General features: G+C 48.4%; 22 protein-coding genes. 18 read left to right on the forward strand and 4 right to left on the reverse strand.

The genetic code is table 11. From position 1 onward, the window contains the following. The first annotated feature begins 10 nt into the window (after positions 1–10). The 4 genes from jag to rsmG all read left to right on the forward strand — a co-directional run bounded on the left by jag (position 11) and on the right by rsmG (position 5,057). Positions 11–802, forward strand: coding sequence for an RNA-binding cell elongation regulator Jag/EloR (jag, locus tag G614_RS0114210; protein WP_027642478.1), 792 nt, complete (start codon positions 11–13; stop codon positions 800–802). Positions 803–898: 96 nt separating this feature from the next. Further along, positions 899–2,278, forward strand: coding sequence for a tRNA uridine-5-carboxymethylaminomethyl(34) synthesis GTPase MnmE (gene mnmE / locus G614_RS0114215; protein ID WP_027642479.1), 1,380 nt, complete (start codon positions 899–901; stop codon positions 2,276–2,278). Positions 2,279–2,388: 110 nt separating this feature from the next. Then, positions 2,389–4,266 carry a tRNA uridine-5-carboxymethylaminomethyl(34) synthesis enzyme MnmG gene (gene mnmG / locus G614_RS0114220; protein WP_027642480.1) on the forward strand — a complete coding sequence of 626 codons (1,878 nt, stop codon included), beginning with the start codon at positions 2,389–2,391 and terminating at the stop codon, positions 4,264–4,266. 11 nt (positions 4,267–4,277) lie between these two features. Further along, positions 4,278–5,057, forward strand: coding sequence for a 16S rRNA (guanine(527)-N(7))-methyltransferase RsmG (rsmG, locus tag G614_RS0114225; RefSeq protein WP_027642481.1), 780 nt, complete (start codon positions 4,278–4,280; stop codon positions 5,055–5,057). Positions 5,058–5,299: 242 nt separating this feature from the next. On the opposite strand, the gene G614_RS0114230 is transcribed toward rsmG, so the two are convergent. After that, positions 5,300–6,130, reverse strand: a complete 831-nt coding sequence (locus G614_RS0114230) for a deoxyribonuclease IV (protein ID WP_027642482.1) — start codon at positions 6,128–6,130, stop codon at positions 5,300–5,302. 126 nt (positions 6,131–6,256) lie between these two features. Beyond that, positions 6,257–7,207 carry an alpha/beta fold hydrolase gene (locus tag G614_RS0114235; protein WP_027642483.1) on the reverse strand — a complete coding sequence of 317 codons (951 nt, stop codon included), beginning with the start codon at positions 7,205–7,207 and terminating at the stop codon, positions 6,257–6,259. Between the two features lie 291 nt (positions 7,208–7,498). On the opposite strand from G614_RS0114235, the gene G614_RS0114240 reads away from it, so the two are divergent. The 6 genes from G614_RS0114240 (at position 7,499) to G614_RS0114275 (ending at position 16,365) form a co-directional block, all read left to right on the forward strand. Beyond that, a complete protein-coding gene (locus tag G614_RS0114240) occupies positions 7,499–8,269 on the forward strand; it encodes a ParA family protein (RefSeq protein ID WP_027642484.1) in 771 nt (256 codons plus the stop codon). Next, a complete protein-coding gene (locus tag G614_RS0114245) occupies positions 8,269–9,189 on the forward strand; it encodes a ParB/RepB/Spo0J family partition protein (protein WP_027642485.1) in 921 nt (306 codons plus the stop codon). The genes G614_RS0114240 and G614_RS0114245 overlap by 1 nt, the downstream gene beginning before the upstream one ends. 24 nt (positions 9,190–9,213) lie before the next feature. Then, positions 9,214–9,726: a DUF4446 family protein gene (locus tag G614_RS0114250; RefSeq protein WP_002569293.1), complete on the forward strand. Its 513-nt coding sequence runs from the start codon at positions 9,214–9,216 to the stop codon at positions 9,724–9,726. 1,555 nt (positions 9,727–11,281) lie between these two features. Then, on the forward strand, positions 11,282–13,762 hold the full coding sequence (locus tag G614_RS0114265) for a hypothetical protein (protein ID WP_027642487.1): 2,481 nt from the start codon (positions 11,282–11,284) through the stop codon (positions 13,760–13,762). A 163-nt stretch (positions 13,763–13,925) separates the two neighbouring features. Then, on the forward strand, positions 13,926–15,218 hold the full coding sequence (locus tag G614_RS0114270; RefSeq protein WP_027642488.1) for a UDP-N-acetylglucosamine 1-carboxyvinyltransferase: 1,293 nt from the start codon (positions 13,926–13,928) through the stop codon (positions 15,216–15,218). A gap of 118 nt (positions 15,219–15,336) precedes the next feature. Continuing rightward, on the forward strand, positions 15,337–16,365 hold the full coding sequence (locus G614_RS0114275) for a transglutaminase domain-containing protein (RefSeq protein WP_027642489.1): 1,029 nt from the start codon (positions 15,337–15,339) through the stop codon (positions 16,363–16,365). A gap of 68 nt (positions 16,366–16,433) precedes the next feature. Here the strand turns inward: G614_RS0114275 and G614_RS0114280 are convergent, their stop codons facing one another. Beyond that, the gene (locus G614_RS0114280) at positions 16,434–17,183 is read right to left on the reverse strand and encodes an SDR family NAD(P)-dependent oxidoreductase (RefSeq protein WP_027642490.1); all 750 of its coding nucleotides are present in this window, start codon (positions 17,181–17,183) and stop codon (positions 16,434–16,436) included. Between the two features lie 93 nt (positions 17,184–17,276). Here G614_RS0114280 and G614_RS0114285 point away from each other — a divergent pair, with 93 nt between their 5' ends. Next, on the forward strand, positions 17,277–18,350 hold the full coding sequence (locus tag G614_RS0114285) for a LacI family DNA-binding transcriptional regulator (RefSeq protein ID WP_027642491.1): 1,074 nt from the start codon (positions 17,277–17,279) through the stop codon (positions 18,348–18,350). A gap of 91 nt (positions 18,351–18,441) precedes the next feature. On the opposite strand, the gene G614_RS0114290 is transcribed toward G614_RS0114285, so the two are convergent. Then, positions 18,442–19,566 carry an enolase C-terminal domain-like protein gene (locus G614_RS0114290; protein ID WP_027642492.1) on the reverse strand — a complete coding sequence of 375 codons (1,125 nt, stop codon included), beginning with the start codon at positions 19,564–19,566 and terminating at the stop codon, positions 18,442–18,444. 291 nt (positions 19,567–19,857) lie between these two features. Here G614_RS0114290 and G614_RS0114295 point away from each other — a divergent pair, with 291 nt between their 5' ends. From G614_RS0114295 to G614_RS0114325, 7 genes are all read left to right on the forward strand, one after another. Next, positions 19,858–20,973 (forward strand): TRAP transporter substrate-binding protein, encoded by a 1,116-nt coding sequence (locus G614_RS0114295; protein WP_044917812.1) that lies wholly within the window; start codon positions 19,858–19,860, stop codon positions 20,971–20,973. Positions 20,974–21,066: 93 nt separating this feature from the next. Continuing rightward, positions 21,067–21,558 (forward strand): TRAP transporter small permease, encoded by a 492-nt coding sequence (locus G614_RS0114300; protein WP_027642494.1) that lies wholly within the window; start codon positions 21,067–21,069, stop codon positions 21,556–21,558. Continuing rightward, positions 21,558–22,859, forward strand: a complete 1,302-nt coding sequence (locus G614_RS0114305) for a TRAP transporter large permease (protein ID WP_027642495.1) — start codon at positions 21,558–21,560, stop codon at positions 22,857–22,859. Before G614_RS0114300 ends, G614_RS0114305 begins: the two co-directional genes overlap by 1 nt. A gap of 41 nt (positions 22,860–22,900) precedes the next feature. Beyond that, entirely contained in the window at positions 22,901–23,608 is a 708-nt protein-coding gene (locus tag G614_RS0114310) for an RraA family protein (RefSeq protein WP_027642496.1), read from the forward strand. Positions 23,609–23,634: 26 nt separating this feature from the next. Next, the gene (locus G614_RS0114315) at positions 23,635–23,973 is read left to right on the forward strand and encodes a UxaA family hydrolase (RefSeq protein ID WP_027642497.1); all 339 of its coding nucleotides are present in this window, start codon (positions 23,635–23,637) and stop codon (positions 23,971–23,973) included. After that, the gene (locus tag G614_RS27520; RefSeq protein WP_242828095.1) at positions 23,966–25,246 is read left to right on the forward strand and encodes a UxaA family hydrolase; all 1,281 of its coding nucleotides are present in this window, start codon (positions 23,966–23,968) and stop codon (positions 25,244–25,246) included. Before G614_RS0114315 ends, G614_RS27520 begins: the two co-directional genes overlap by 8 nt. Continuing rightward, positions 25,246–26,046 (forward strand): SDR family NAD(P)-dependent oxidoreductase, encoded by an 801-nt coding sequence (locus tag G614_RS0114325; RefSeq protein WP_044917818.1) that lies wholly within the window; start codon positions 25,246–25,248, stop codon positions 26,044–26,046. The genes G614_RS27520 and G614_RS0114325 overlap by 1 nt, the downstream gene beginning before the upstream one ends. The last annotated feature ends 9 nt before the right edge of the window (positions 26,047–26,055 follow it).

The following is a 26,055-nucleotide window of genomic DNA, read 5'->3' on the forward strand; positions in this document are numbered from 1 at the left end:
AGGGTTTTGTATGGATATGATTACAGTTACTGCCAAGACAGTGGACGAAGCAGTTACAAAGGCGTTAATCGAACTTGAAACCACCAGCGACAAACTGGAATATGAAGTAGTTGATAAAGGAAGTACAGGGTTCCTTGGTATCGGCGCAAAACCTGCCATCATTCGTGCTAAGAAACAAGAGTCCATTGAGGATAAGGCGATGGTTTTCCTGTCTCAGATTTTTGAGTTAATGAATATGCAAGTGAACATCACGGCTGCATATAACGAGGAGGAGCAGGAGCTGTCCTTAAACCTGGAAGGCGAGGATATGGGAATCCTCATTGGCAAGAGAGGCCAGACGCTGGATTCTCTCCAGTATCTGGTGAGCCTTATTATGAACAAGGGAACGGAAGGGTATCTCAGGGTAAAGCTGGATACTGAGAATTACCGTGAGAGAAGGAAGGAAACCCTGGAGACCCTTGCTAAGAATATTGCCTATAAGGTTAAGAGGACTAAGAGACCGGTATCCCTTGAACCTATGAATCCTTATGAGAGAAGAATCATCCATGCGGCCCTTCAGAATGATAAGTATGTGACCACCAGAAGCGAAGGGGAAGAGCCCTTCCGCCATGTGGTGATTGCGCTTAAGAAGGAGGCTGCATCCGGCGACCGTAAAGGACGCTATGACAGGAATAAAGGCGGACGTTTTGAAAGTTTTGACCGCTCCGGCGGATATAGGAATAACCGCCGCACCAATGGAAACAGTGCATCTCAGACAAGTTCAGATGCATCAGCAGAGACTGCTGCCGGTGAAGAAGAATAAGCCCATCCATGACTGGTTGGATGCAGGCAGTAATGAAACAGGTTAAGAGGCTGTTGCTGAAGCGACGGCCTTTTTGCTCTATTGTGAGGAGAGCCTATGAAGACAGATACGATTGCGGCCATAGCTACAGGCATGAGCAACTCAGGAATCGGAATCGTGCGAATCAGCGGAGAGGACGCATTTTCCGTGATTGATTCCATATTCCGGAACAGGAAGGGAGAGAGGGTCAGACTGAGCCTTTCCCAGTCCCATACAGTCCATTATGGGTATATATATGACGGGGATGAGAGGGTGGATGAGGCCCTGGTTATCATCATGAAGGGACCCCACAGCTATACGGCTGAGGATACGGTGGAGATTGACTGCCACGGGGGAGTACTTATGGTCAGGCGGATTCTGGAGACCGTTCTTCACGCGGGAGCCAGAACAGCTGAGCCGGGAGAGTTTACAAAGAGGGCTTTCTTAAATGGAAGGCTGGATTTGTCTCAGGCCGAGGCGGTGGCAGATGTGATTCATGCCACCAATGAATATGCGTTAAAAAGCTCCGTGAGCCAGCTGAGCGGTTCGGTATCCAATAAGATTAAGGAGCTGCGCAGCCAGATACTGTATCAGATTGCGTTTATCGAATCAGCTCTGGATGACCCGGAACATATATCACTTGATGGATATGGGAGTCAGCTTATGGAAGCTCTGGTACCAATGATTGATGAGGTGAGGAAGCTGCTCCTGTCCGCGGATGACGGCAGGGTTATGTCCGAAGGGGTAAAGACAGTCATACTGGGCAAGCCAAATGCAGGTAAATCCTCTCTGATGAACGTGCTTTTAGGAGAGGAGAGGGCCATTGTCACTGAGGTTGCGGGAACCACCAGGGATACTCTGGAAGAGCATATCTATTTGCAGGGAATCAGCCTTAATGTGGTGGATACGGCGGGAATCAGGGATACGGAGGATGTGGTGGAGAAAATCGGTGTGGACCGGGCGCTGAAAGCGGCCAGGGACGCTGATTTGATTATCTGTGTGGTGGATGGTTCCAGGCCGTTGGATGAAAGCGACAGGGAAATCATGGATTTTATCCGTGGCAGAAAAACCATTGTATTGCTGAATAAATCGGATTTGGATTTGGAAGTGGGTACAGAGGAGCTGGAACAGCTCTGCGGCCATAAGGTGATCCCTGTTTCGGCAAAGGAAGAACAGGGAATTGAGCTGTTAGAGCAGGAAATCAAGAAGCTGTTTTATCACGGCGACCTGTCTTTTAATGACCAGGTTTACATTACCAATGCGCGCCATAAGGAGGCTCTGGAGCAGTGCCTGGAGAGCCTTTTGATGGTAAAGGGAAGCGTTGAAGACAGTATGCCTGAGGATTTCTATTCCATTGACCTGATGAATGCATATGAACAGCTGGGATTCATTATAGGGGAGGCAGTGGATGATGATGTTGTGAATGAGATATTTGGAAAATTCTGTATGGGTAAATAGGGGGGTTTACGTCAGAGCACGCCTGCATTCATATCCGCGGGATTGTGAAGGATGGGCTGTAAGTTGTTACCGGTAAAATTTGACTCATGTATATGGAAGAGGAACGTGGAATGATGCCTTATTTAGAAGAAACATACGATGTGGTGATTGTCGGTGCCGGCCATGCAGGATGCGAGGCCGCCCTGGCCAGTGCAAGACTGGGCATGGAAACTATCATGTTTACTGTCAGCGTGGACAGCATAGCGCTGATGCCCTGTAATCCTAACATTGGAGGGAGCTCCAAGGGTCATCTGGTCAGGGAGCTGGATGCACTTGGCGGAGAGATGGGGAAGAACATAGACAGGACCTTTATACAGTCCAAGATGCTCAATGAATCCAAGGGACCGGCTGTTCATTCCCTGCGGGCTCAGGCTGATAAGCAGGATTACAGCAGGCACATGAGAAAGACCCTGGAAAACACAGAGCATCTCACCATACGTCAGGCAGAGGTGTCCGAAATCATGGCGGAGGATGGGAAAATCAGGGGCGTAAAGACGTTTTCCGGCGCAGTGTATCACGCAAAGGCTGTGGTTCTGTGCACAGGAACGTATCTGAAGGCCAGGTGTATCTATGGGGATGTGAGCAATCCTACAGGACCTAACGGCCTTCAGGCAGCCAACCATCTTACGGATTCCCTGAAGAAAAATGGGATTGAGATGTTCCGGTTTAAGACAGGGACACCGGCCAGAGTGGATAAGAAGAGCATTGATTTTTCCAAAATGGAAGAGCAGTTTGGGGATTCCCGGGTGGTGCCGTTTTCCTTTTCAACCAATCCGGATGAAATCCAGAAGGAACAGGTTTCCTGCTGGCTGACGTATACGAATGAAGATACCCACCGCATCATCAAGGATAATCTGGACCGCTCACCTCTGTTTTCAGGGGCCATTGAGGGAACCGGACCAAGATATTGTCCTTCCATCGAGGATAAGGTAGTCAAATTTCCGGATAAGAACCGTCATCAGGTATTTGTGGAGCCGGAGGGCCTTTACACCAATGAGATGTATCTGGGAGGCATGAGCAGTTCCCTGCCGGAGGATGTACAGTATGCAATGTACCGTACGGTTCCGGGACTTGAAAAGGTAAAGATAGTGAGAAATGCCTATGCCATTGAATATGACTGCATTAACGCCCTTCAGCTTAAGCCTACCCTGGAGTTTAAGAAGATTTCCGGTCTGTTTGCAGGCGGGCAGTTTAACGGAAGCTCAGGGTATGAGGAGGCGGCTGTCCAGGGCTTCATGGCTGGCGTGAATGCAGTGATGAAGATACAGGGACGGGAGGCCGTGGTTCTGGACCGTTCACAGGCATATATAGGCGTTCTTATTGATGACCTGGTAACAAAGGAAAACCACGAGCCTTACCGAATGATGACTTCCAGGGCAGAGTACAGGCTTTTGCTTCGCCAGGACAATGCAGATATCAGACTCAGGAAAATCGGTCATGATATCGGCCTGGTAAGCGATGGGGAGTATGAACATCTTTTAAAGAAGATGGATGATATGCAGTCAGAGCTCAAACGGCTGGAAAAGACTGTTATAGGAGTGAACGACCAGGTACAAACTTTTTTGAAAAAACATGGGAGTACCTTATTGAAGTCCGGAATCACACTGGCTGAGCTGGTCAAGAGGCCGGAATTGGATTACGATAAACTGGCGGAACTGGATGAGGACAGGCCTGAACTTCCTGATGATGTCAGAGAACAGGTTAATATTGAGATTAAATATGAAGGTTATATAAAGCGCCAGATGCAGCAGGTGGCACAGTTTAAGAAGCTGGAGGATAAGAAGCTGCCGGAGGATTTTGACTATTCGGGAGTCAACAGCCTTCGCAGGGAGGCAGTGCAGAAGTTGAATAAAGTGCAGCCGGCTACCATTGGACAGGCATCCCGTATATCAGGTGTATCACCGGCGGATATATCTGTTTTGCTGGTGCATTTTACAAGAAAGCAGTGAGAGGGTCTGATATGACAGATACATTTAGACAGCAGATGGACCGGGAGCTTGGTCTTCTGGGGATAAAATTAAGTGAGAAACAATTGGAGCAGTTTTTCATTTATTATGAAATGCTGGTGGAAAAGAATAAGGTAATGAATCTGACAGCCATAACAGATGAGGCGGATGTAGTATCCAAACATTTTAGTGACAGCATGTCACTTTTTAGGGTATTGAAAAAGGTAATGGATTCCGGTGAAGGATGCTGCGGCAGCGGCGTTTATGAGGAATGTATGTTGAAGGGGAAATCGGTTATTGATGTGGGTACAGGCGCAGGATTTCCCGGGATACCTCTTAAGATAGCATTTCCCGGAATGAAACTTACCTTGCTGGATTCATTAAATAAGAGGGTCAAATTTTTGGAGGAAGTCTGCAATGAGTTGGGATTAGAGAATGTGAAATTTATTCACGGGAGAGCGGAGGATATAGGAAGGCAGAAAGAGCACAGAGAAATGTATGATTTGTGTGTGTCCAGGGCTGTGGCAATTTTGGCTTCACTGTCTGAGTATTGTATGCCTTTTGTGAAGATTGGCGGTTTCTTTGTTCCCTATAAATCCGGAGAAATAGAAAGTGAGCTGAAGTCTGCCGGTAAAGCTGTTAGCATATTGGGTGGAGAGCTTGGATTCGTAGATAAATTCATGCTGCCCGGTACAGATGTTTCCAGATCTTTGGTAGTTATTAAGAAGGTAAAAGAGATTTCTAAGAAGTATCCGAGAAAGGCGGGGATGCCGACTAAGGAGCCTTTGGGGTAGAGGTGGTTGAGGGGAGTGCATTAGTGAGGGTAAAGGGAATATAGGTAAACCATTTGTCAGCCCATATCCCGCTGCTGACACCGGTAAACGTTCATCTCTTTTAACTTTTTATAGCGGGTCAGAATGCGTTTTCGACTGTGTTTTTAATATTTACGCAGGGAAACCGGCAAGGAGCGTTGGAGTCATTTACGCACGTTTCCATGGCCCACGTAACCTGCCGGTTTTCTTATTAATTCATTGATTTAATCTGCCGCCTCACGCATCATTTGTATTTCACGTGCATATCCATCCAAATCATTAGGCGTTTCCAGATAAAATGGGAGATGTCTCAATTCCGGGTGTGTGACAATTCGTTTGAAAGTGTCTAATCCTATATACCCTTCACCTAACTTCGCATGTCTGTCTTTATGTGAACCTAATGGATTCTGGCTATCGTTTAAGTGTATGGCCTTTAAAAGTTTTAAACCAATTTTATTATCAAACTCTGTCAAGATATCGTCTAAATGGTTGACTATATCATATCCGCCATCCCATATATGACAGGTATCAAGGCAAACACCCATGTGGGTATTTAAGTCAACTAAATCAAGAATCTGTCTTAATTCTTCAAAAGCTCCTCCTACCTCACTGCCTTTTCCTGCCATTGTTTCAAGCAGAACAGTAGTGGTCTGTTCCGGAGAAAGAATTTCATTTAGCATTTCAGCGATAAATTTAATGCCAATTTCAGTTCCTTGTTTCACATGGCTTCCCGGATGGAAATTATACATATTACCAGGTGTATACTCCATTCTTACTAAATCATCAGCCATGGTTCGTTTAGCAAAGTCTCTTAATTTAAAATCAGCCGAGCAGGCGTTTAGCGTGTAAGGGGCGTGGGCTAATATAGGATTAATATCCAGTGATTGGGCTTCTATCAAAAATTCTTTTACATCATTTTCATCTATGGCTTTGGCATTCCCTCCACGTGGGTTACGGGTAAAAAACTGAAAAGTATTTGCGTTTATCTTTTTTGCATCCTTAGCCATGACCCGATATCCTTTTGATGAGGACAAATGGCATCCAATTCGCAGCATATTGTGGTTTCCTTTCTGAATATATATTCTGTAATTAATCAAAGGGCTTCATCGTACAGCAATGATAGTAAAAACGGTTCGGAGTATATACCGAACCGTATGTTTCACGTGAAACATTTTCTTGCTTTAGGATAGATAAGTTTGAATCACATCGAATACTTCTGCGGGTTTTTCTAAATGAGGAAGCAATTTTGTATTGGGTACAACAGTACATTCAATAGCAGGATTGTATTCTTTGTATTCTTCCATGCATTCACTTATATCATCTATGGCACCTCCGCCTAACAGATATATGCTGTTATCAATTTTCTTTAAGGCAGCCGCTATATTACATTTAACATAATTGCATTTTAAGCTGGCATAGACAGACTTGGGCGATTCGCCTAAATGGGCCGATTCATGATATGCATCAATTATCCTGGTCTTTACTGAGTAAGGATTATAATAGTAATTAGTTAAAAATTCTTTTGCTATGAACTGTTTACTGCAGGCTATATTATATATCAAGGTTCCGACAATGGGCAAATCCAATATAATCTTGTAAAGCTTTGCATTCTTTCCAGGCACCTGACTACAGGACAGAAGGCTCTCCGGATTTATGAATAATAACTGATTAAATAATTCGGGACTATTGCTGCAAGCCATGATACCCAGCGCAGCAGAGGAATCACTGGCAATCATGTCGGTCCTATGTCCTATCTCTGATTTTATGAAATCAGATAGAAGCTGCACATAGAGATAGTTGGTGTAGGTAAGATTAGGCTTTTCTGAGCGGCCAAAACCGAGTAAGTCAATGGTATATACAGTATATATCTCCGCAAGTTTACCAACCAAATTCTTCCACTCGTACCCGCTGGAAGCAGGAGCAAGGTCATGTACCAACAGAATCGGTTTACCGGTACCTGTCTTAGTATAATGTATATTTCCTAAACGCCACTTATAACACAGTGCCTCTGGTTCTTCCAATACATTTCGGGACGTGGCCGAAAGTTTTATCGCTTTGTTAATCAGAGCAGTAGTAGCAGCAGCTCCGGATGACAGTATAAGTAAGGTCAGTAATTTATTCCTGGTTTTCATTCAATAGTCTCCTGAAATTACATATTATATAACCGATCTTTTGATTATCTCCATTATAATACAAGCTGGGGGCTATTACAACTGTTAGAGAATTAAATTATTATTAAGACACGAAGATTAGGATGCCCACTTTTCTGCCTTAAAAATGTTTCACGTGAAACATTTTTTTGTATAAAACATGAAAATTCTCCTTTTTTCCTAATTTCCCGTAGGAAAAGAATAGGACTTGTGTTATAATCGTAAAAGTAATCGAAGAAAGGTTTGTTTTTTTCGAGAAAGGAATTTATACATATGGGACGAATCATAACAATAGCCAATCAGAAGGGTGGAGTAGGTAAGACTACTACAGCCATTAATCTTTCTGCCTGTTTGGCTGAAGCAGGACAACATGTTATGCTGGTGGATTTTGATCCCCAGGGAAATGCCAGCAGCGGACTGGGGCTGGAACAGGAAGATTTTAATAGAACTGTTTATGATATGATGATTGAAGAGGCATCTGTGGACGAATGTATTATTAAGGAAATACAGCCGAATCTCGATGTGCTTCCTTCTGATATGAACCTGGCAGGAGCGGAGATTGAATTTCAGGAAGTCGAGAATAAGGAAAAGCTTTTGAGCAGCTATCTAAATCAAGTTCGAGATACATATGATTTCATCATCATTGATTGTCCCCCATCTCTAAATATATTGACCATAAATGCACTGACGGCAGCAGATACCGTACTGGTTCCTATACAGTGTGAATACTATGCCTTGGAGGGACTCAATCAGGTATTAAAGACAGTGGATCTGGTTAAAAGAAAGTTGAATCCGGAGTTGGAATTGGAAGGCGTGGTATTTACCATGTATGACGCAAGAACAAATCTGTCACTGGAAGTAGTGGAAAGTGTTAAGAGCAGTTTGAACAGAACAATTTATAAAACCATTATACCGAGAAACGTACGTCTGGCTGAGGCACCCAGCCATGGAATGTCTATTAATCTTTACGATTCCAGATCAACGGGGGCCGAGAGCTACAGGTTGCTTGCGGCAGAAGTAATGAGCAGAGGAGAAGAGTTGTAATGGCTAAAAAAGGATTGGGTAAAGGATTGGGAGCCATCTTTGGAGAAGATGTCATAAAGGAAAGCGAAGAGGAGATTGCAAAAGCAAAAGCGGCTACGTCTGAAAAAGGGGATGGCAAAAGCGGGGAATTGATGGTGAAAATGGCTTTGATTGAACCCAATAGAGAACAGCCCAGAAAAGATTTCAATGAGGAGCAGTTGGCTGAGCTGGCTGATTCCATCAAACGATACGGTATTTTACAGCCCCTTTTGGTTCAGAAAAAGGGGACATTTTATGAGATTATTGCCGGAGAACGCAGATGGCGTGCAGCCAAGATAGCCGGATTAAAGGAAATACCCGTTGTGTTGCGGGAGTACAATAAGCAGGAAAGCATGGAAATAGCACTGATTGAAAATGTGCAGAGAGCTGACTTGAATCCTATTGAAGAGGCATTGGCTTATCAGCGTCTGGTGACAGAATTCAAGCTGACTCAGGAGGAAATTGCAGCCAGAGTATCAAAAAACAGAGCTACCATTACCAATTCCATGCGCCTTTTAAAACTGGACGGACAGATACAGGAAATGCTGATTCAGAATCTTATTTCCAGCGGTCATGCGAGGGCTTTATTGTCCTTGGAGGATAAAGGGCTTCAGCTGAAGGCAGCAAAAATGATATTGGATGAATCGCTCAGTGTCAGAGAAACAGAGCGTCTTGTAAAGCGCCTTGCAAAGGAAGCAGAGACCGGGGAAGAGAAGAAGGATAAATCTAAGGACGAGGCCCTGGCTTTGATATATCAGAGTTTGGAAGAACGTATGAAAAGCGTCATGGGTACAAAGGTCAGCATCCACAACAAGGATAAAAATAAAGGACGCATTGAAATTGAATATTATTCTGAAGCAGAATTAGAGCGGATTGTAGAAATGATTGAATCAATTCGCTAGGTACAAAGGAGAGATGGATATTATATGGAGAACAGCATCTTAAATCAAATTCCCTTTGATCCTGCATACATAATAGCGGGATTATTGATATTAGTGGTTCTGCTGCTGATATTGACGATTACAACAATGACAAAAGTAAGAAGGCTGGATCGCCAATATGACTATTTTATGAGAGGAAAAGATGCAGAGACTCTGGAAGATGTCATTCTGGACCAGATTGAAGAAATCAGGGATTTAAGGGCCGAGGACAGGTCGAATAAGGATTCCATCCGAACATTGAACCGGAATCAGAGAGCCTCATTCCAAAAGTATGGGCTTGTCAAGTACAATGCCTTTAAAGGGATGGGAGGAAACCTCAGCTTTGCTTTTGCCATGTTGGATTATACAAACAGCGGCTTTGTATTAAACTGTGTTCACAGCAGAGAGGGGTGCTATCTGTATATTAAGGTGGTGGATATGGGACAGACCGATATTGTTCTGGGGAATGAGGAACAGGAGGCATTGGAACAGGCTCTTGGTTATATTAAGAAAAATTAAACGTATATTAATTGTAAAAGACTGGAAAACATCTGGTCTTTTATTTATTTTGTAAAATGAGAGCAAAGTTGGCGCATAATGGATTTAGCCTGCATATGATATTGGTAAGAGAAAGTTGGAAAAAGGAGAGTAGATGCAGGACATTGAATACCTGAAAAGCATGTATCCATCAGGAATACGAATTCTACAGGGGTATGTGGCAGAAGCTTGCGACAGATTGGATTATAAAAACAGTCCCATGTATGATGAGTATCCTGACCATATGATGATTAACCGGCTTTGTGATACAATTTGTGATACGGTGATTGCATCCGAAGGCGCGGAAAAGGTCAGGAGCATGTGGAACATATCAGAAAATGATAAATCTGTTATGGAAATGGCAGAACTCAAAAAGGATATGAAACGGCTGGATGAGGATTCGTTTACAGAGGATGATGAGTTGGAAGTAGAGCGGGAGCAGGAATTGGGAAATGTTCCGGCAGATGACATAAGTGAGGCGGAAGACATAGGTGAGACTGAGGACATAGAAAACACTGAAGAATTACAGGAGGAGCAGACCATTTCCAATATCCAATATGGTTTCCAGGGATACAGGGAGTCCGTGGTAAATCCTTCCGGAAACATAATGGAGACCCAGGAAATGAGAGCTATAGAACCTGGCTTTCCCGGAAATGGAAGAATGGGTGGAAGACCTAATATGGGGCAGGGGTCAGGCAGAACGCCCATGGGAAATAATTCAGTCAGACCGCCTATTGGACCCGGCCCGGTGAGACCGCCTATGGGACCCGGCCCGGTGAGACCGCCTATGGGACCCGGCCCGGTGAGACCGCCCATGGGACCCGGCTCGGTGAGACCGCCCATGGGACCCGGCCAAGGCAGACCGCCCATGGGACCCGGCCAAGGCAGACCGCCTATGGGACCCGGCCAAGGCAGACCGCCTATGGGACCCGGCCCAGTGAGACCGCCGGTAGGAACTAATCCGGGCAGACCACCTATGGGAGGACCTGGACCAGTGAGACCGCCGCAGCCGCCGAGGCCAACGCCGCCGCCCCCCAGGCCGCCGCAGCCGCCGAGGCCAACGCCGCCGCCTCCCAGACCGCCGCAGCCGCCGAGGCCAACGCCGCAGCCGCCGAGACCGCCGCAGCCGCCAAGGCCAACGCCGCCGCCCCCCAGACCGCCGCAGCCGCCGAGGCCACCGCAGCCGCCGAGACCGCCGCAGCCGCCAAGGCCAACGCCGCAGCCCCCCAGGCCGCCGCAGCCCCCCAGACCACCGCAGCCCCCAAGACCACCGCAGCCCCCCAGACCACCCAGGCCCCCAAGGCCGGTTCCGCCGCCTCCTAATCACGGAAACAAACCATCCTGGTTAAGAGACATGGTTAAGGTGCTTCTGTTGAACGAGATGTTCCACCGAAGATGCGCCAGAGGCCTGTGCGCTTTATAGGAGCAGCAAAGATATTATTAATAAAATTCCGAAAAGATTAAGTTGTAGTTTTAATGGATATTATATAAAATAGAAATGATACAGAGCAACCAGTATAAAGGATAAAAATCACATATGAAAAAAATATTGCAAAAAGCAGGGATTTTGTTCCTGATATTCATAGGGGCATTGGTTGTATATTTCATCAGTGCCAGAAACACAATGGAAAAAGAATCAGCTGTATATACATCTATGGAAGAACCGTCTCTGCCAGTGGTTTATACACAACTGGGCAGTCAGGAAATCAATTGCCTGCACGGATACATGCAGGAGATGGGGAATCAGGCAGCCAGGGAAAGCATCTCTGTGCTGCCTGAAGACCGTGGGCTGCATATCCGGATTCAGGAGTATGGCAATACCATTACAGGCATCAGTTACGAAGTGAGGAATCTTACTCTGGACAGGCTGGTGGAGCGGACTGAGGTGGAAGAGTGGGACAGCGGGGACGGAAGTGTCAGTGCAGTGCTGCCGATTCAAAACCTGTTGGCCAGGAATGAAACTTATCTTCTGTCAATCACAGTGACTACAGGGGAAAAGGAAATACATTATTACACCAGAATCATGTGGCCGGATAACACCTATGCTTCGGATATGGTCCGGATGGCTGAGGAGTTTACCAGGAAGAGCCTGGATTATAATCAGGCAAGGGACCTGGTGTCCTATCTGGAAACCAATGACACAGAGGATAACAGCTCCTTGGGGCATGTTACCATCAGGGCCAGTTTCAGTCATTTGACCTGGGATGGCCTGGATGTGGAGATGGTGGGTGAGCCCCAGGTGACACTTCAGGAGTTTGACGGCATCATGGGACAAATCCAGATTCGGTATCAGGTTGCCATTAATGAGGAGGACGGAACACGTTCACTGGTAAATGCAGAGGATAATTTCACCATGAAGTGGAATGAACAGAGAATCTACCTGATGAATTATGAGCGCAATGCGAATGAAGAATTTGACGGAGGTCCTCAGTCATTTTCAGGCAAAAAGATTCTTCTTGGAATCACCAATGACCACAAGGTAAGGACCATGAAGAGTCCAAAGTCCAATTATGTGGCGTTTAAAACAGGCGGAGATCTGTGGTGTTATGATTATGATGATAAACAGGCAGTATGTGTATTTTCATTCAGAAGCAATTCAGACGACAGGGTAAGAAGCGGTTACGACAGACATGATATAAAGATATTGTCCGTGCAGGACGATGGTTCCATTGATTTCCTGGTGTATGGATATATGAACAGGGGCAAATACGAGGGCCGGATGGGTGTTGTATTTTACCATTATGATAAGGAACAGGACACGGTTCAGGAGAAGTTTTTCCTGCCTGCATCTGAATCCTATGAGATGGTGAAAGCAGACGTGGACAAATTGTCCTATCTCAGTGAAAATGACATGATGTACATTATGCTTCAGGGCACTGTATACGGTATTGACCTTAAGAGCAATGAATCCCTTGTAGTGGCCCAGGGTCTGACGGAGGGAAGTTATGCTGTCAGCGGGGACGCCAGCCGGTTTGCATGGCAGGAAGGCCAGAACCTGTATGAATCCCAGAAGGTCCATGTCATGGATTTTAATACTTCCCAGAACCAGGAAATCGTGGGAGAGGTAAATGATTATGTCAGAGTACTGGGATTTGTTGGAAATGATTTGATATATGGGCTGAGCAGTTCCAAGGATAAGTGGATTGTCAACGGCCGCCTGAAGGGTATGCCTATGTATGCAATGTACATTGTGGATACACAGATGCAGGTGGAGAGCGAATACAAGAAGGACGGCATCTATATAACGGATGTAGTGGCGCAGGATGGGAGGATTCACCTGAAACGTTTGGTTCCATTGGGAGAAAATCAGTATCTGTATCAGAACGAGGATACTATTGTATGCAACCAGAGGGTTGATAAGGACCCCTTAGAGGGAATCGGCTGGTTTGCCTCCCAGGATAAGGGAAAGGTTTATTTTGTCCAGGCAGATTCGGAAATACACGGGGATAAGGTCCATACATCTGCGCCAAAGGCATTTTCCTATGAATATACAAGCGTTCTGGATACGGGGAGTGCTGCTTCCGCGTCATCTGATAACAGCATGGTATTCAGGGCTTACGGGGGCGGACATTATATTGGCTCATCCAGAACCTTCAGCCAGGCAGTGGAGATGGCCTATGGTCAGATGGGCTATGTGACGGACAGCAACCAGCATATTGTGTGGGACAGAATCAACAGGCAGCCCATACGCAATATAAAAGCCCCGGTGGACGAGGCCAGGAAGGTTACAAAGTACCTGGATTCATTTGACGGCAGCCGTGTCTATGAGAACGGACTTATACTCATCGATGCAGGGGGATGCAGCCTGAACCAGATTCTGTACTATATTGACAAGGGTATACCTGTGATTGCTTATGTGGAATCAGGCCAGTATGTGCTTTTGTCCGGCTACGACCAGTATAATGTGACCCTCTATGACCCTCAGACCCAGGAAACACAGAAGATGGGACTCAATGATGCCACGGAGTATTTTAAGAACCTGCAGAATGATTTCCTGTGCGCTTTGGCAGTGGAGTAGACAGTGTACTTTAGAGTGTGCATTTTCGTTTTACTTTACAAATCTGATTCTTATGGTATAATCTAAGAAGATGTAAATAAATTATGAACAAAATTTTAAAGATTTCTTTAGGAGTATTTTCCTTATATATTGGATTTGTTTAAATAAAAATCAGAGGTGTGGAATGGAACAATATATTATAAAAGGCGGGAATCCACTGGTGGGAGATGTGACCATAAGCGGAGCCAAGAATGCCGCACTGGGAATACTGGCTGCTTCTATCATGACAGACGAGGATGTGGTGATTGATAATCTGCCGGATGTAAGGGATATCAATGTACTGTTAGAGGCGATTCAGGAAATCGGTGCAAGGGTTGACAGAATTGACCGACACACTGTAAAGATAAATGGAAGCAATATAAGCGAGGTATCTGTTGATGATGAGTATATCAGGAGGATACGTGCTTCATACTATTTTATAGGAGCTCTTTTGGGCAAGTATAAGAGCGCCCAGGTTCCTCTTCCGGGAGGATGCAATATAGGCAGCAGGCCCATTGACCAGCATATAAAGGGATTCAGGGCGCTGGGAGCCGAGGTGACCATTGAGCGCGGGGCTGTCATAGCCCATGCCATCGACCTGGTGGCAAGCCACATCTATCTGGATGTGGTCTCTGTGGGAGCCACCATCAATATCATGATGGCTGGAGCCCTGGCAGAGGGACAGACCATTCTGGAGAACGCTGCAAAGGAACCCCATATTGTTGACGTTGCCAACTTCTTAAACAGCATGGGCGCCAATATAAAGGGCGCAGGTACGGATACCATCCGTATCAGAGGCGTGAACCGGCTCCATGGCACCGAGTATTCCATTATTCCGGACCAGATTGAGGCAGGTACGTTTATGTGCGCAGCAGCAGCTACCAGAGGCGATATCATGGTTAAGAACGTGATTCCCAAACATCTGGAAGCCATTTCCGCCAAACTGACGGAGATAGGCTGCGAGGTTGTTGAATTTGATGATGCTGTCCGTGTGGTGGGAAAACCTTCCCAGAGACATACGGATATAAAGACACTTCCTTATCCCGGCTTTCCTACGGACATGCAGCCTCAGATGTCGGTTGCCCTGGTTCTGGCCAATGGTACCAGCATGGTGACTGAGAGTATTTTTGAGAACAGGTTCAAATATGTGGACGAGCTGGCCCGCATGGGCAGCAATATAAAGGTAGAGGGCAATGTGGCTGTCATAGACGGCGTGAAACGCCTGACAGGAGCCCAGGTCAATGCGCCGGATTTGAGGGCGGGAGCAGCCCTTGTGATTGCAGGATTGGCGGCTGACGGCTATACGGTGGTGGATGAAATCGGTTATATCCAGCGCGGATATGAGTGTTTTGAGGAAAAGCTCCAGGGATTGGGAGCCATGATTGAAAAAGTAGATTCTGACCGGGAAGTACAGAAGTTTAAACTGAGGGTCGGTTGATAACAGGAGAGAATACAAGGCAGGAGGGTGTACCGGAAGGTGCATGGTTCCTGCCTTTTCTTTCAGAGGCAGAACAGAAGCCGGACAAACAGACATAAGAAGGATATGTGGAACGAATATGAAACATGAATTTTATTACCAGCAAATGAATAAAGCGCAGCAGAGCGCCTACAGGGCCATGTTGGGTGGATTTGAGTCCTTATCGCCGGAATTTCCGGTCCTGCGTCTGGATGGAAAGGAGCTGTCGGATATTTTCTTCAGGCTGCGCCTGGACCATCCGGCCATATTTTTTGCGGAGGGCTTTCATTACAGGTTTGCCCAGAATTCAGAGTATGTGCAGATGATACCGGAATATATGTTTGGGAAAAAGAAAATAAAGGAAATGCGGACAGCTCTGGAGGCCAGAATCAGCCGCCTGGTACGGCAGGCAGAGGGCATGACGCCGGAGGATAAGGAGAAGTATGTACATGATTTTATCTGTTCCAATGTTACCTATGACAAACTGAAAAAGCAGTATTCCCATGAAATCATAGGCCCTCTCCAGCAGGGAATCGGCGTCTGCGAAGGCATTGCCAAGACCGTGAAAATACTGTGTGACAGGCTGGGACTGGAGTGCCTCATAGCCATAAGCGAATCAGCTCCTGACAGGGGAATCAAATACCGCCACGCATGGAATCTGGTGAAGCTAAAGAACACATGGTACCACCTGGATGCGACCTTTGATAATTCCCTGGGACGGTATGGGCAGAAGCGGTTTGATTATTTTAACCTGGATGACAAGATGATGTTCAGGGACCATCAGCCTTTGGTGTATAAGGTGCCTGCATGCACGGACGGAGGCAGGTTTTATTACAGGGAGAACCGGCTGTCCCTGACCAAGCTGGAGGATGTGGCCGGGCGTTTTAAGGCAGTGCTGAGGAAGAAACAGCCCTATTATGTATTCCACTGGCGGGGCGGGTATCTGACCAGGGATGTGCTGGAGCAGATTGCGGGAATTGCGTCTGAGGCTGCCAGGGAAAAGGGAAAGTTTGTCAGGATGTCCGTGAATTACCCCCAGGCCGTGATGGAGCTGGCTGTGACGGATTACCAGCCCGGGCAGGAGATATGCAGGGAAGAGGCCAATGAAGGGGAGCTGTCTGGAGACTGATAAACGTGCGCCGGAAATCAAAAATCACTCAGCGCAGCCATATAAAGGCTGGGCCGGCCGGCATTGCATCAATATCCAAAAGCCAGCGCCCCGCCGTCAACCGCAAAATCCTGGCCAGTTATATAGCTGGCGCCTGAGCCGCAGAGGAAGCTGGCAAGGGCGCCCAGGTCCCTGGTGTCGCCGTAGGAATGAAGAGGCATGCGGCTGAGGATTTTCTGCTCCCTGGCAGGGTCGGCCACCTGCTTTAACATCTTGCTCTGAAACCAGCCGGGAGCAATGCTGTTGACGCATATATTGTCCTGGGCCCACTCAACAGCCAGGCCCCTGGTCATGGATAATACGGCGCCCTTGCTGGTGCAGTAGGGAACAACTTCGGAGAAGCCAAGGTGGGCGCTCATGCTTGTGATGTTGATGATGCGGCCTCTTCCGGCCGACTGTTTCAGATAAGGGTAACAGAGCTGGCTCATCCCAAACACATATTTTACGTTCACGTCCATAATGCGGTCAAACTGGTCCATGGGGAAGGACTCGGCCCGGCATTTAAAGGTGGCCCCGGCGTTGTTCACAAGGAAATCCAGGCAGCCGTCATTCTTTGCTGCAATCTCATCTATCAATGCTTTCATGGAGTCCATATTGCTGATATCGCCTTTCAGGTGGATTACTCCGGGCGCGCTTTCGCCCATCCCCTCCTTGGGTGCTCCGGTACGGCTGATGGAGTAGACCGTGGCGCCGTCACCAGCCAGCACATTGGCGATCTGAAACCCGATGCCGCTGCTTCCGCCTGTGACAATACCCACTTTATTCTGTAAATCTGACATTTTTTCTTCCTCCTTGTAAATAAATCCATATTTGTTGTATAATAACAGTGATCGTTTTCAGGACGATACTTTTTCTTTGAAAGGTGCGGCGCTGTGAATATAAAAGTGACAATCAGGGATGTGGCGGCAAAGGCAGGCGTTTCCATCAGTTCAGTGCATTTTGCCCTCAGCGGAAAAGCGGGGGTAAGCGATGAAACCCGGGAAAAAATCCGCAGGACAGCTGAGGAGATGGGATACCAGCCCAATACCCTTGCCTCCAGTTTAAAACGCAGCACCCAGCGGATTGCTATCCTGCTTCCCAGCGATGCCGGGGATAATAAATATTATTACCAGCCCATGTGGAGAGGGGTCCATGACTATCTGTCCAAGCTCAACGCCAATGTTGAATGTATTGAACTGCCTTATTATGAGGCTGATAAGAATGAAGTATTTGAAAAGCTGAAACAGCTTGCCATGGAAGGTCGGATTGACGGCATCCTTACCGTGGGGCATGTGGACGGATTTTCCACGGCCCAGGACTGGCAGGATATACATGACAGGGATATATCAGTTGTAAGCATCAATTCGGAGAACAAGCTCTGCGACAGCCTTTGCTGTATCCAGCCGGAATATGATGTGATAGGCCGGACCATGGCGGAGCTGATAATTGACCGGATTCCGGAATTCGGAAGCATTTTCCTCTGTGCGGGCAATCCGAAATGGGATGCCCACTCCCTGATTGTAAAGGGTTTTGATGATTATCTTGCTGAAAACAGCTGCCCCAACATGGTGTATAAGGATTACTCCTACTCCATAAACCGGCAGAATTATCTTAATATTTTCAACAAACTTACACGCCCGGATGTGGCGGCGTGCTGCAGCGTCTATTCCCAGGGCACGGTCATGCTGGGGCAGGCCCTGGAGGAGAGCAAAAAGGCGGGAAAGGTATATGCGGTTGGTTCCGACCTCCCGGATGTTACGGCAGAACGGCTCCGGCGCTCCGTGCTTAATAACGTGATCCAGAAGAATCCCTATGCCCAGGGATATGTGGGCATACGTACCCTGGCTGAATACCTGATTAGCGGCAAGGTGCCGGAGCAGAAAAGGGTATTTGTGGGAAGCGAAGTGGTGCTAAAGAGCAACCTTGTGATGTATGAGCATGAGCAGTACCGCTATATGTTCCTCTGACTGCTGGATGTCATGAGTTACTGCCGGTTAATGCCGGTTGCTGCCATCTGCGTTGCGTGCAGGTTCCCTAAAACGCCATTCCACATCCCTGCTATTTACCATACTCCTGACAGATATAGTTATGGCAGGCAGACTGGATCAGATCCCAGTCAAGCTCAGCCCCTACGCCCGGCTTGTCCGGCACATGGATGATGCCGTTTTCATCAATGGGAAGGTCGCCTTTCATGGGGAAGCGGTAGTTGTCCTCCGGCACGAAATATTCAAAATATTCGCAGTTCTTAATCGCACAGCTGACATGCAGGTTGGCCATATCCATATAGTTCATGGTAGTTGTGTGGATTTCGCAGTTCAGGCCAAAGCCTTCCGCCATATGTGCGATTTTTAATGTTCCGGTGATGCCGTCCTTCCAGCTTACGTCGGCCCGGACGATATCGGCAGCCCTCTGTGCAATGACCTGGGCAACGCCCCAGTGACAGCCCCGCGTGGTTTCCGTTGCAGCGATGGGGATGTCCAGGGTGCGGCAGAGCTCTGTGTATTTGTAGAGTTCAAAATCGCGGAAAGGCTCCTCGAACCATTTATAGTCCAGCTTTTCAAGCTGGCGTCCCACCCGTATGGCCTCGTCCAGGGTATAATCGCCCACAGGGTCTGTCATCAAAACGAAATCCCCGCCCACCGCTTCCCTGACAGCTGCATGGACTATCATGTCGAATTCCACAGGTCCCGCGGGATGTGCCTTGTAGCCCTTGATGCACCTGCTCTTATAATAGAGGGCTTCGTCCACGTAATCCTGGACTGAGCTTAAGAAGTTACTGCTGGCATATACGGGCAGGCTGCTGCGGTAAGCGCCGATGTACTTATATAAGGGAAGCCCGGCTTCCTTGGCGCAGATATCCCACAGGGCCACATCCACGGGCCCGGGCAGGAATACAGGGAAAAATGCTTCGTGCCGGTCAATGACCCAGAGTTCCTGGAAGATAGCTTCCCTGTCATGGGGGTCCCTTCCTAATACAACAGGGGCAATGCTTTCCTGCAGGTAAGACTCGCTGACAGCCCCGCTTCTTGCCGCCATACAGGTAGCGATTCCTTCCACGCCCTTGTCGGTGGTAAGCTTGATGACAATCACATCCCATCCCATCTTTGCACCGCCCTGGCGCCGTTCGTCGAAGAGACATTTTCCTCTTTCCACCCACCAGCTCTCAAATCTTGTAATAATCATACAAATATTACCTCCGATATGGATATTTAACGCATAAATAGCTAAAAAAACGTTTTAGGAGATTATAGCAATAAGCGGGAAGAAAGTAAAGGAAGGAATAAAGTTTAGTTTTAAACTGTCAATGTGTCGGAAAAAACTAAGATGTTTTGTGCTGTTTTTACCAAATTATCAACAAAACAAACTAAAACCCTCTACGGATTGACAAAGTATTTTAATGGTGGTATGCTAAATTACGAAGATATCATACGCGTTAACAAAAACGTTTTTGCAAATTTTAGGAGGGTACAGAACATGAAAAAAACTTTATTTGCAATTACCTTGGCAGCTTTCACGGCAATGTCGCTGACTGCATGCGGCTCCGGTTCCGGAAAGGCAGAGACAGCAGCTGCGGCCGGGACAGAGGCAGCAAAAGAAGCAGGGGATTCTAAGGAAGAGACAGGAGCGCCTGCAGCGCAAGCAAGCGGCGACAGTATCAGGCTTACCTGGAGCGAGGTAAACGGCGAGGACTATGGCGCCACCGTAGGAGCAAAGGAGTTTGCCAAAAAGATTGAGGAGCTGTCCGGCGGACAGATTACGGTTGAGCTTTATCTCAATGGTACGCTTGGCAATGAAAAAGAGAGCATGCAGGGAATCCAGATGGGGACCCTGGATATATTCAGGGGAAATGCTTCATCCCTTTCTAATTACGGTGCGGATAAGATCAGCCTGAGCGGACTCCCTTTCCTGTTTAAGGATATGGAGCAGTTCCACGAGATGGCGGTCAGCGGCCTGGGCCAGGAATTACTGGCATCTGTTGACGAGGCGGACTGCGGTTATGTGGCCCTGGGCTGGCTCACAGAGGGACCGAGACACATATTCATCACGGAAAATACGTATAAGAAGCTGGGTAACCCTGCCGAGTTCTCATTGGATATGATGAACGGCTTAAAGATGAGGGTTCCGGAGACTGACCTGATGGTTAATACCATGACAGCATTAAAAGCATCCGCAACCCCCATTGCATACTCCGAGCTTTATACCTCTTTACAGTCAGGGGTTGTTGACGGGGCGGAGAATGATGTGATTAATTACATGGCAAATTCCTATAACGAGGTTGCGCCTTACTTCATTCCGGATGCACATACCTTTGGCTGCGGCGTTATCCTGATGAACAGGGACAGATGGAATTCCATGACAGAGGAGCAGCAGGGCTGGATGAAGGAAGCGGCCGAGGCAGCAGGTAAGACCTGTTATGAGTACAACCAGGAGAAGATTAAGGCTACCTTTGACAGCTTTGAGGAAAAAGGCGTCACAAAGCTGGAGGTTGCCGACCTGGACAAGTGGTCAGAGGCATGTGAGAGCGTTTACTCTTCCTATGATGCAGATTCACAGGCAATCATTGAAAAGATTAGGAATGCAGAGTATTAATCAGAGATGATCCTGACGGTGCGTGAATAACTGTAAAAGGGTGCTGCGGATAATCCCGGCAGCATCCTTTTCTTTTAAAGAAAAGGAAAATTTATGAACGAACTGAAAAAATTCAAAAAATTATGGGAGTCATTGGATAGGGTTGTATTCGGAATCGTAAAACATATCTGCGTCATTATGCTGGGCGCCCTGGTGGCAATCGTGTTTTATATTTTTGTGGGACGGTATTTCATACATAAATCCCCGATGTGGGGAGAACCCATGTCCCTGTTCCTGCTGACCTGGATGAGCATCCTTGGTTCTTCCCTGGTGCTTCGCACGGATGAACATCTGAAAGTGACCATGTTTGATGAAAAGATGAGCAGGGGCGCCCTTCTCGTGACGGACCTGCTTGCAACCGCGTGCATTTTTGCTTTTGCCGTGTTTATGTTTGTGTACGGAAGACAGCTGATGCAGCAGGCCAGGACCAATACCATGGCAGGCGTTAACATTCCCTATGCGTGGATGTATCTGTCCCTTCCGGTGACAGGAGTCCTGTATATTCTGGCATTGATTACACAGTGGACAAGGAGGATTGGTGAGTAATGAGTACAACTGTTGCTGCAACATTGTTATTGGTGGGTCTGTTCCTTGTGCTGGTATTCCTGCGGGTGCCCATAGTATACGCCATCGGGATTGCTTCCCTGGCTGACTTCTTTTACCTGGGCATCAATCCCATGCAGATGGCCCTTAAGTTTGTGGGGAACCTGAACTCTTATACGCTGCTGGCGGTTCCCTTCTTCATCCTTATGGGGGAACTTATGAGCGCCGGCGGGATAACGGATACCCTGATTGATTTTTCAAAGGAACTGGTAGGGTGGTTTCGGGGCGGCGCGGCCATGGTCAATGTGGTTGCTTCCTTTTTCTTCGGAGGCATCTCCGGATCCTCCTCGGCTGACTGTGCATCCCTGGGTCCCATTGAGATTAAGATGATGGAGGACCAGGGATATGACAGGGATTTTGCCACCTGTCTTACCATGGCAAGCTCCGTGGAAGGCATCCTGGTGCCGCCCAGCCAGAACATGGTCATCTTTACCCTGGCAGCTTCCGGTGTCACAAGCGTTTCCATCGGCCAGCTGTTTCTGGCAGGTTATGTTCCGGGCGCGGTGCTGTCCATTGTATTGATGGTATATTCTTACTACGTGTCTGTTAAAATGAACTATCCTGTAACGGGAAGGTTTGACCTGAGGGCCTGTCTGCGCGCGTTCAGCAGGGCTGTCTGGGGTATGCTCTCTGTCCTGTTTGTGGTGGTGGGCGTTATCACCGGCGTGTTTACCACAACGGAATCAGCTGCCTGTGCAGTGGTGTGGTCCCTGGTGGTGGGCCTGTTTATTTACAAAGGTTTCAGCTTTAAGGATATTCCCCATATTTTCAACAACGTTACCATGACACTTGGAAAGGTGCTGATCCTTCTTGGCGTATCAGGTGCATTTACATACCTTCTGACCTACCTTAAGGTGCCGTCCATTGTATCCGAAGCCCTGTTCGGCCTGACGGACAATAAGATTTTAATCCTCATCATGCTGAACATCCTGATGCTGCTTCTGGGCTGCATGATTGAGATGGCCTGCCTGATCCTGATGCTGACACCGGTCATCCTTCCAATCTGGATGTCCCTTGGGTTATCACCCATCCATCTGGGAGTGATAATGGTGCTGAACCTTGGTATAGGCCTTCTGACGCCTCCGGTAGGTTCCACCCTGTTTATTGGAAGCGCCATCTCGGGTATTAAGATTGAGAAACTGGCAAAATCGATGATCCCATTTTATATTGTAATGGGCATTGCGTTGCTGATTCTTACTTACTTCCCGCAGAGCTTTATGTGGCTTCCTAATATGGCGATATAATATAGCCATTTAATATGGTATTTTGAATGGAGGGATATACCATGGCACAATGGAATAATGACGAAGAATTATTTAACCTGATGAAAGAAAAACTCTACACCCCTGTGGTGGGGGATATCCTGGACCAGATGGGATATAAGCACCAGTTCCTTCCGGCTGCCATCCGGCCCCTGGAGGCTCTGGTGCCGGCGGACGCGTTCATTGACCGCAGCCAGCCGGACAACCGGCTGAAGCTGGCCGGGTATGCGTGTACGGTTCTGGAAAATGATGTATTTGACAGTCCTAAAAAACCCTTTGGCTATCTGACCGAGGCCCTGGACCAGTTAAGGCCGGGCGATATTTACATTGCCACCGGAGCCCATCACAGCGCGCTGTGGGGGGAACTGCTGACAGCAACTGCCAAGGCAAGAGGCGCGGTGGGCGCTGTGCTGGATGGCTACAGCAGGGATACACCCCAGGTGCTTGAGCAGAATTTCCCTGTATTCTGTACACAGTGCTGGGCACAGGATTCCTCGGTCCGCACCTATGTATGCGATTACCGCTGCACCATTGAGATCGGCCAGGTGACCATCCATGACGGCGACCTTGTATTCGGTGACATTGACGGCGTCCTGATCATACCGGCTGAAATTAAGGACGAGGTAATCGAAAAGGCCCTGATTAAGGCGGCAGGAGAGAAAACCGTGCGCCGGGCCATTGAGGGCGGCATGTCGGCTACAGATGCATTTGCAGAATTTGGAATACTGTAAAGGAAAATGCGGGAGCGTAGGTTTATATGGAAAAAGAGATTAAGGCGTTTCAGATTGACCTTGCGGATAATGTGGCCACTGCCCTGGCTGAGGTCAGGGCAGCGCAGGAGGTCAGGCTGACCGGGGACCACGGTGAGGAATCCGTCATGGCGGCAACGGATATTCCTGCCGGACATAAGATTGCCCTTAAGGATATAGGGGCAGGCGGGCATATTGTAAAATACGGTGTTGTGATTGGGCGCGCCACGGCGGACATACCAAAGGGAAGCTGGGTCCACCTGCATGTGATGCAGAGCATTTATGATGAGCGGTCCGGCCACCTGGATGTCCGGACAGGCGCGCCAAAGGATACAAAATATGAGTAGTGAGGAAAAGAGAATGGAACTGACGGATTGGTCATGGCAGGGCTATCAGAGAAAGCATGGGGCGCCCGGCATACGCAACCGGGTGCTGGTCATCTATACGGTCAAATGTTCGGAGTTCGTGGCCAGGAGAATCGTGGATAAGGCCGGGCATCCGGATGTGGAGCTGGTTGGTTTTGACGGGTGTACCGACAACCAGTATGCGGTGGACCTGCTGATCAGCCTCATACGGCATCCCAATGTGGGCGCTGTGCTGACCGTGGGGCTGGGCTGCGAATACATTCAGCCCCGGTGGCTGGCGGACGTGTCCGTCAAAGAGGGCAAGGAAGCCTTATGGATGTTCATACAGCAGGAGGGCGGCACAAAACCGGCAATCGCCAAAGGAACGGCCTGGGTCAGGGAAACCCTGGAGCGGCTTAAGCACACCCCGCGGGTAAGGATGGGGTTCAAAGACCTGGTCATCGGCGCGGAGTGCGGCGGCAGCGATTACACCAGCGGCCTGGCAGGCAATGTTGTGGTGGGGCGTTTCTTTGACCGTCTGGTGGACCTTGGCGGCTGCGCCATATTTGAGGAGATTGTGGAGGCCATCGGACTGGACGGGCTTTTGGTGGGCAGGGCGGCAAACCCTGAAGCTGCCAAGGAACTGCGCTACACCTATGACAAGGCCCTGGATTACTGCAAATCCGTGCGCCAGTATTCGGTAAGCCCGGGGAACTTTGCCGGGGGCCTGTCTACCATTGAGGAAAAGAGCATGGGAGCAGTGATTAAAAGCGGTTCACGCCCCATTGAAGGCGTATTAAAGGTATCGGTCCCCCCGAAGCATGGCGGCCTGTGGCTGCTGGATTCCACGCCGGACCCCCACTTCATGCAGTTTGGGATTACCAACCCCAATGACAATGAGGGCCTTATGGACCTGATCAGCTGCGGCGCCCATATCGTGTTCCTGGTGACAGGCAGGGGCAATGTGGTGGGAAGCGCGGTTGCGCCCTGCATCAAGATTACGGGAAACCATGAGACATTCACGCGCATGGAGGAGGACATGGACTTCGATGCAAGCCCTATCCTGTACGGAGGGATGAGCCGGAACGATATGGCCCTTAATCTGGCCGGACATGTGGCCAAAACAGCCGGAGGCACGCCCACAAAGAGCGAGGTCCTGGGTCATAAGGAATTCTATATCCCATACAAGTATCAGGAAAAAGCGGTTGCGTATAAACGGGCATGTCTGGACAGGAAACCATTGACAGACATGTCTTATGAGACAGGAGAGAGATAATGGCTGCATTTACTGAAAATGAAATAAAGGAATTTAATATCACAAAATGGTATGACCTTTCCGGCCAGGTGGCCGTGGTCACAGGCGGTTCCACGGGGCTGGGACTTGCCATTACCCGGTGCCTTGTAAGCGCCGGGGCAAAGGTGTGCGTTGTGAGCTTTGAGTCCCCCAAACAGGCGGCAGAGGCGCTGGGAGTATTTGGGGATAAGACGGTATTCTACCAGTTTGACATCACGGATACAAGCCATGCCCAGGAGCTGGTGGACCGGATCGTGGCAGAGCAGGGACGTGTGGACATCCTGGTCAACAATGCCGGAAACCACTGCAAGAAATTTATCTGGGATATGACGGTGGAGGATTATAAACGGGTCCTGGAGGTCCATCTGGTAGGCTCATTTTCCATGACAAAGGCTGTGGTTCCTTACATGAAGGAACAGAAAAGAGGAAGGATTATTTACCAGGCCAGCATGACCAGCTACATCGGACAGCCCCAGGTGGCAGGATATTCCACCTCCAAGGCAGGTTTCCTGGGCATGATCCACACCCTGACAGCCGAGCTTGCCGAGTTTGGCGTGACAGTAAACGCCATTGCGCCTGGCTGGATTGACACGCCCATGTTCCATCAGGCCGTGGATAACGATCCGCCGCGTCTGGCCAAGATTATGGGAAGGATACCTGCCAAGACCGTGGGCGACCCCATGGACGTGGGCATGTGCGCCGCATTCCTTTGCAGCGATGCCGCGCGTTACATCAGCGGAAGCTGCATCCCTGTGGACGGCGGCGCCCTGATTGGATTTTAACCGGAGGAT

It is taken from the genome of [Clostridium] clostridioforme AGR2157, assembly GCF_000424325.1.
Taxonomy (GTDB): domain Bacteria; phylum Bacillota; class Clostridia; order Lachnospirales; family Lachnospiraceae; genus Enterocloster; species Enterocloster clostridioformis_A.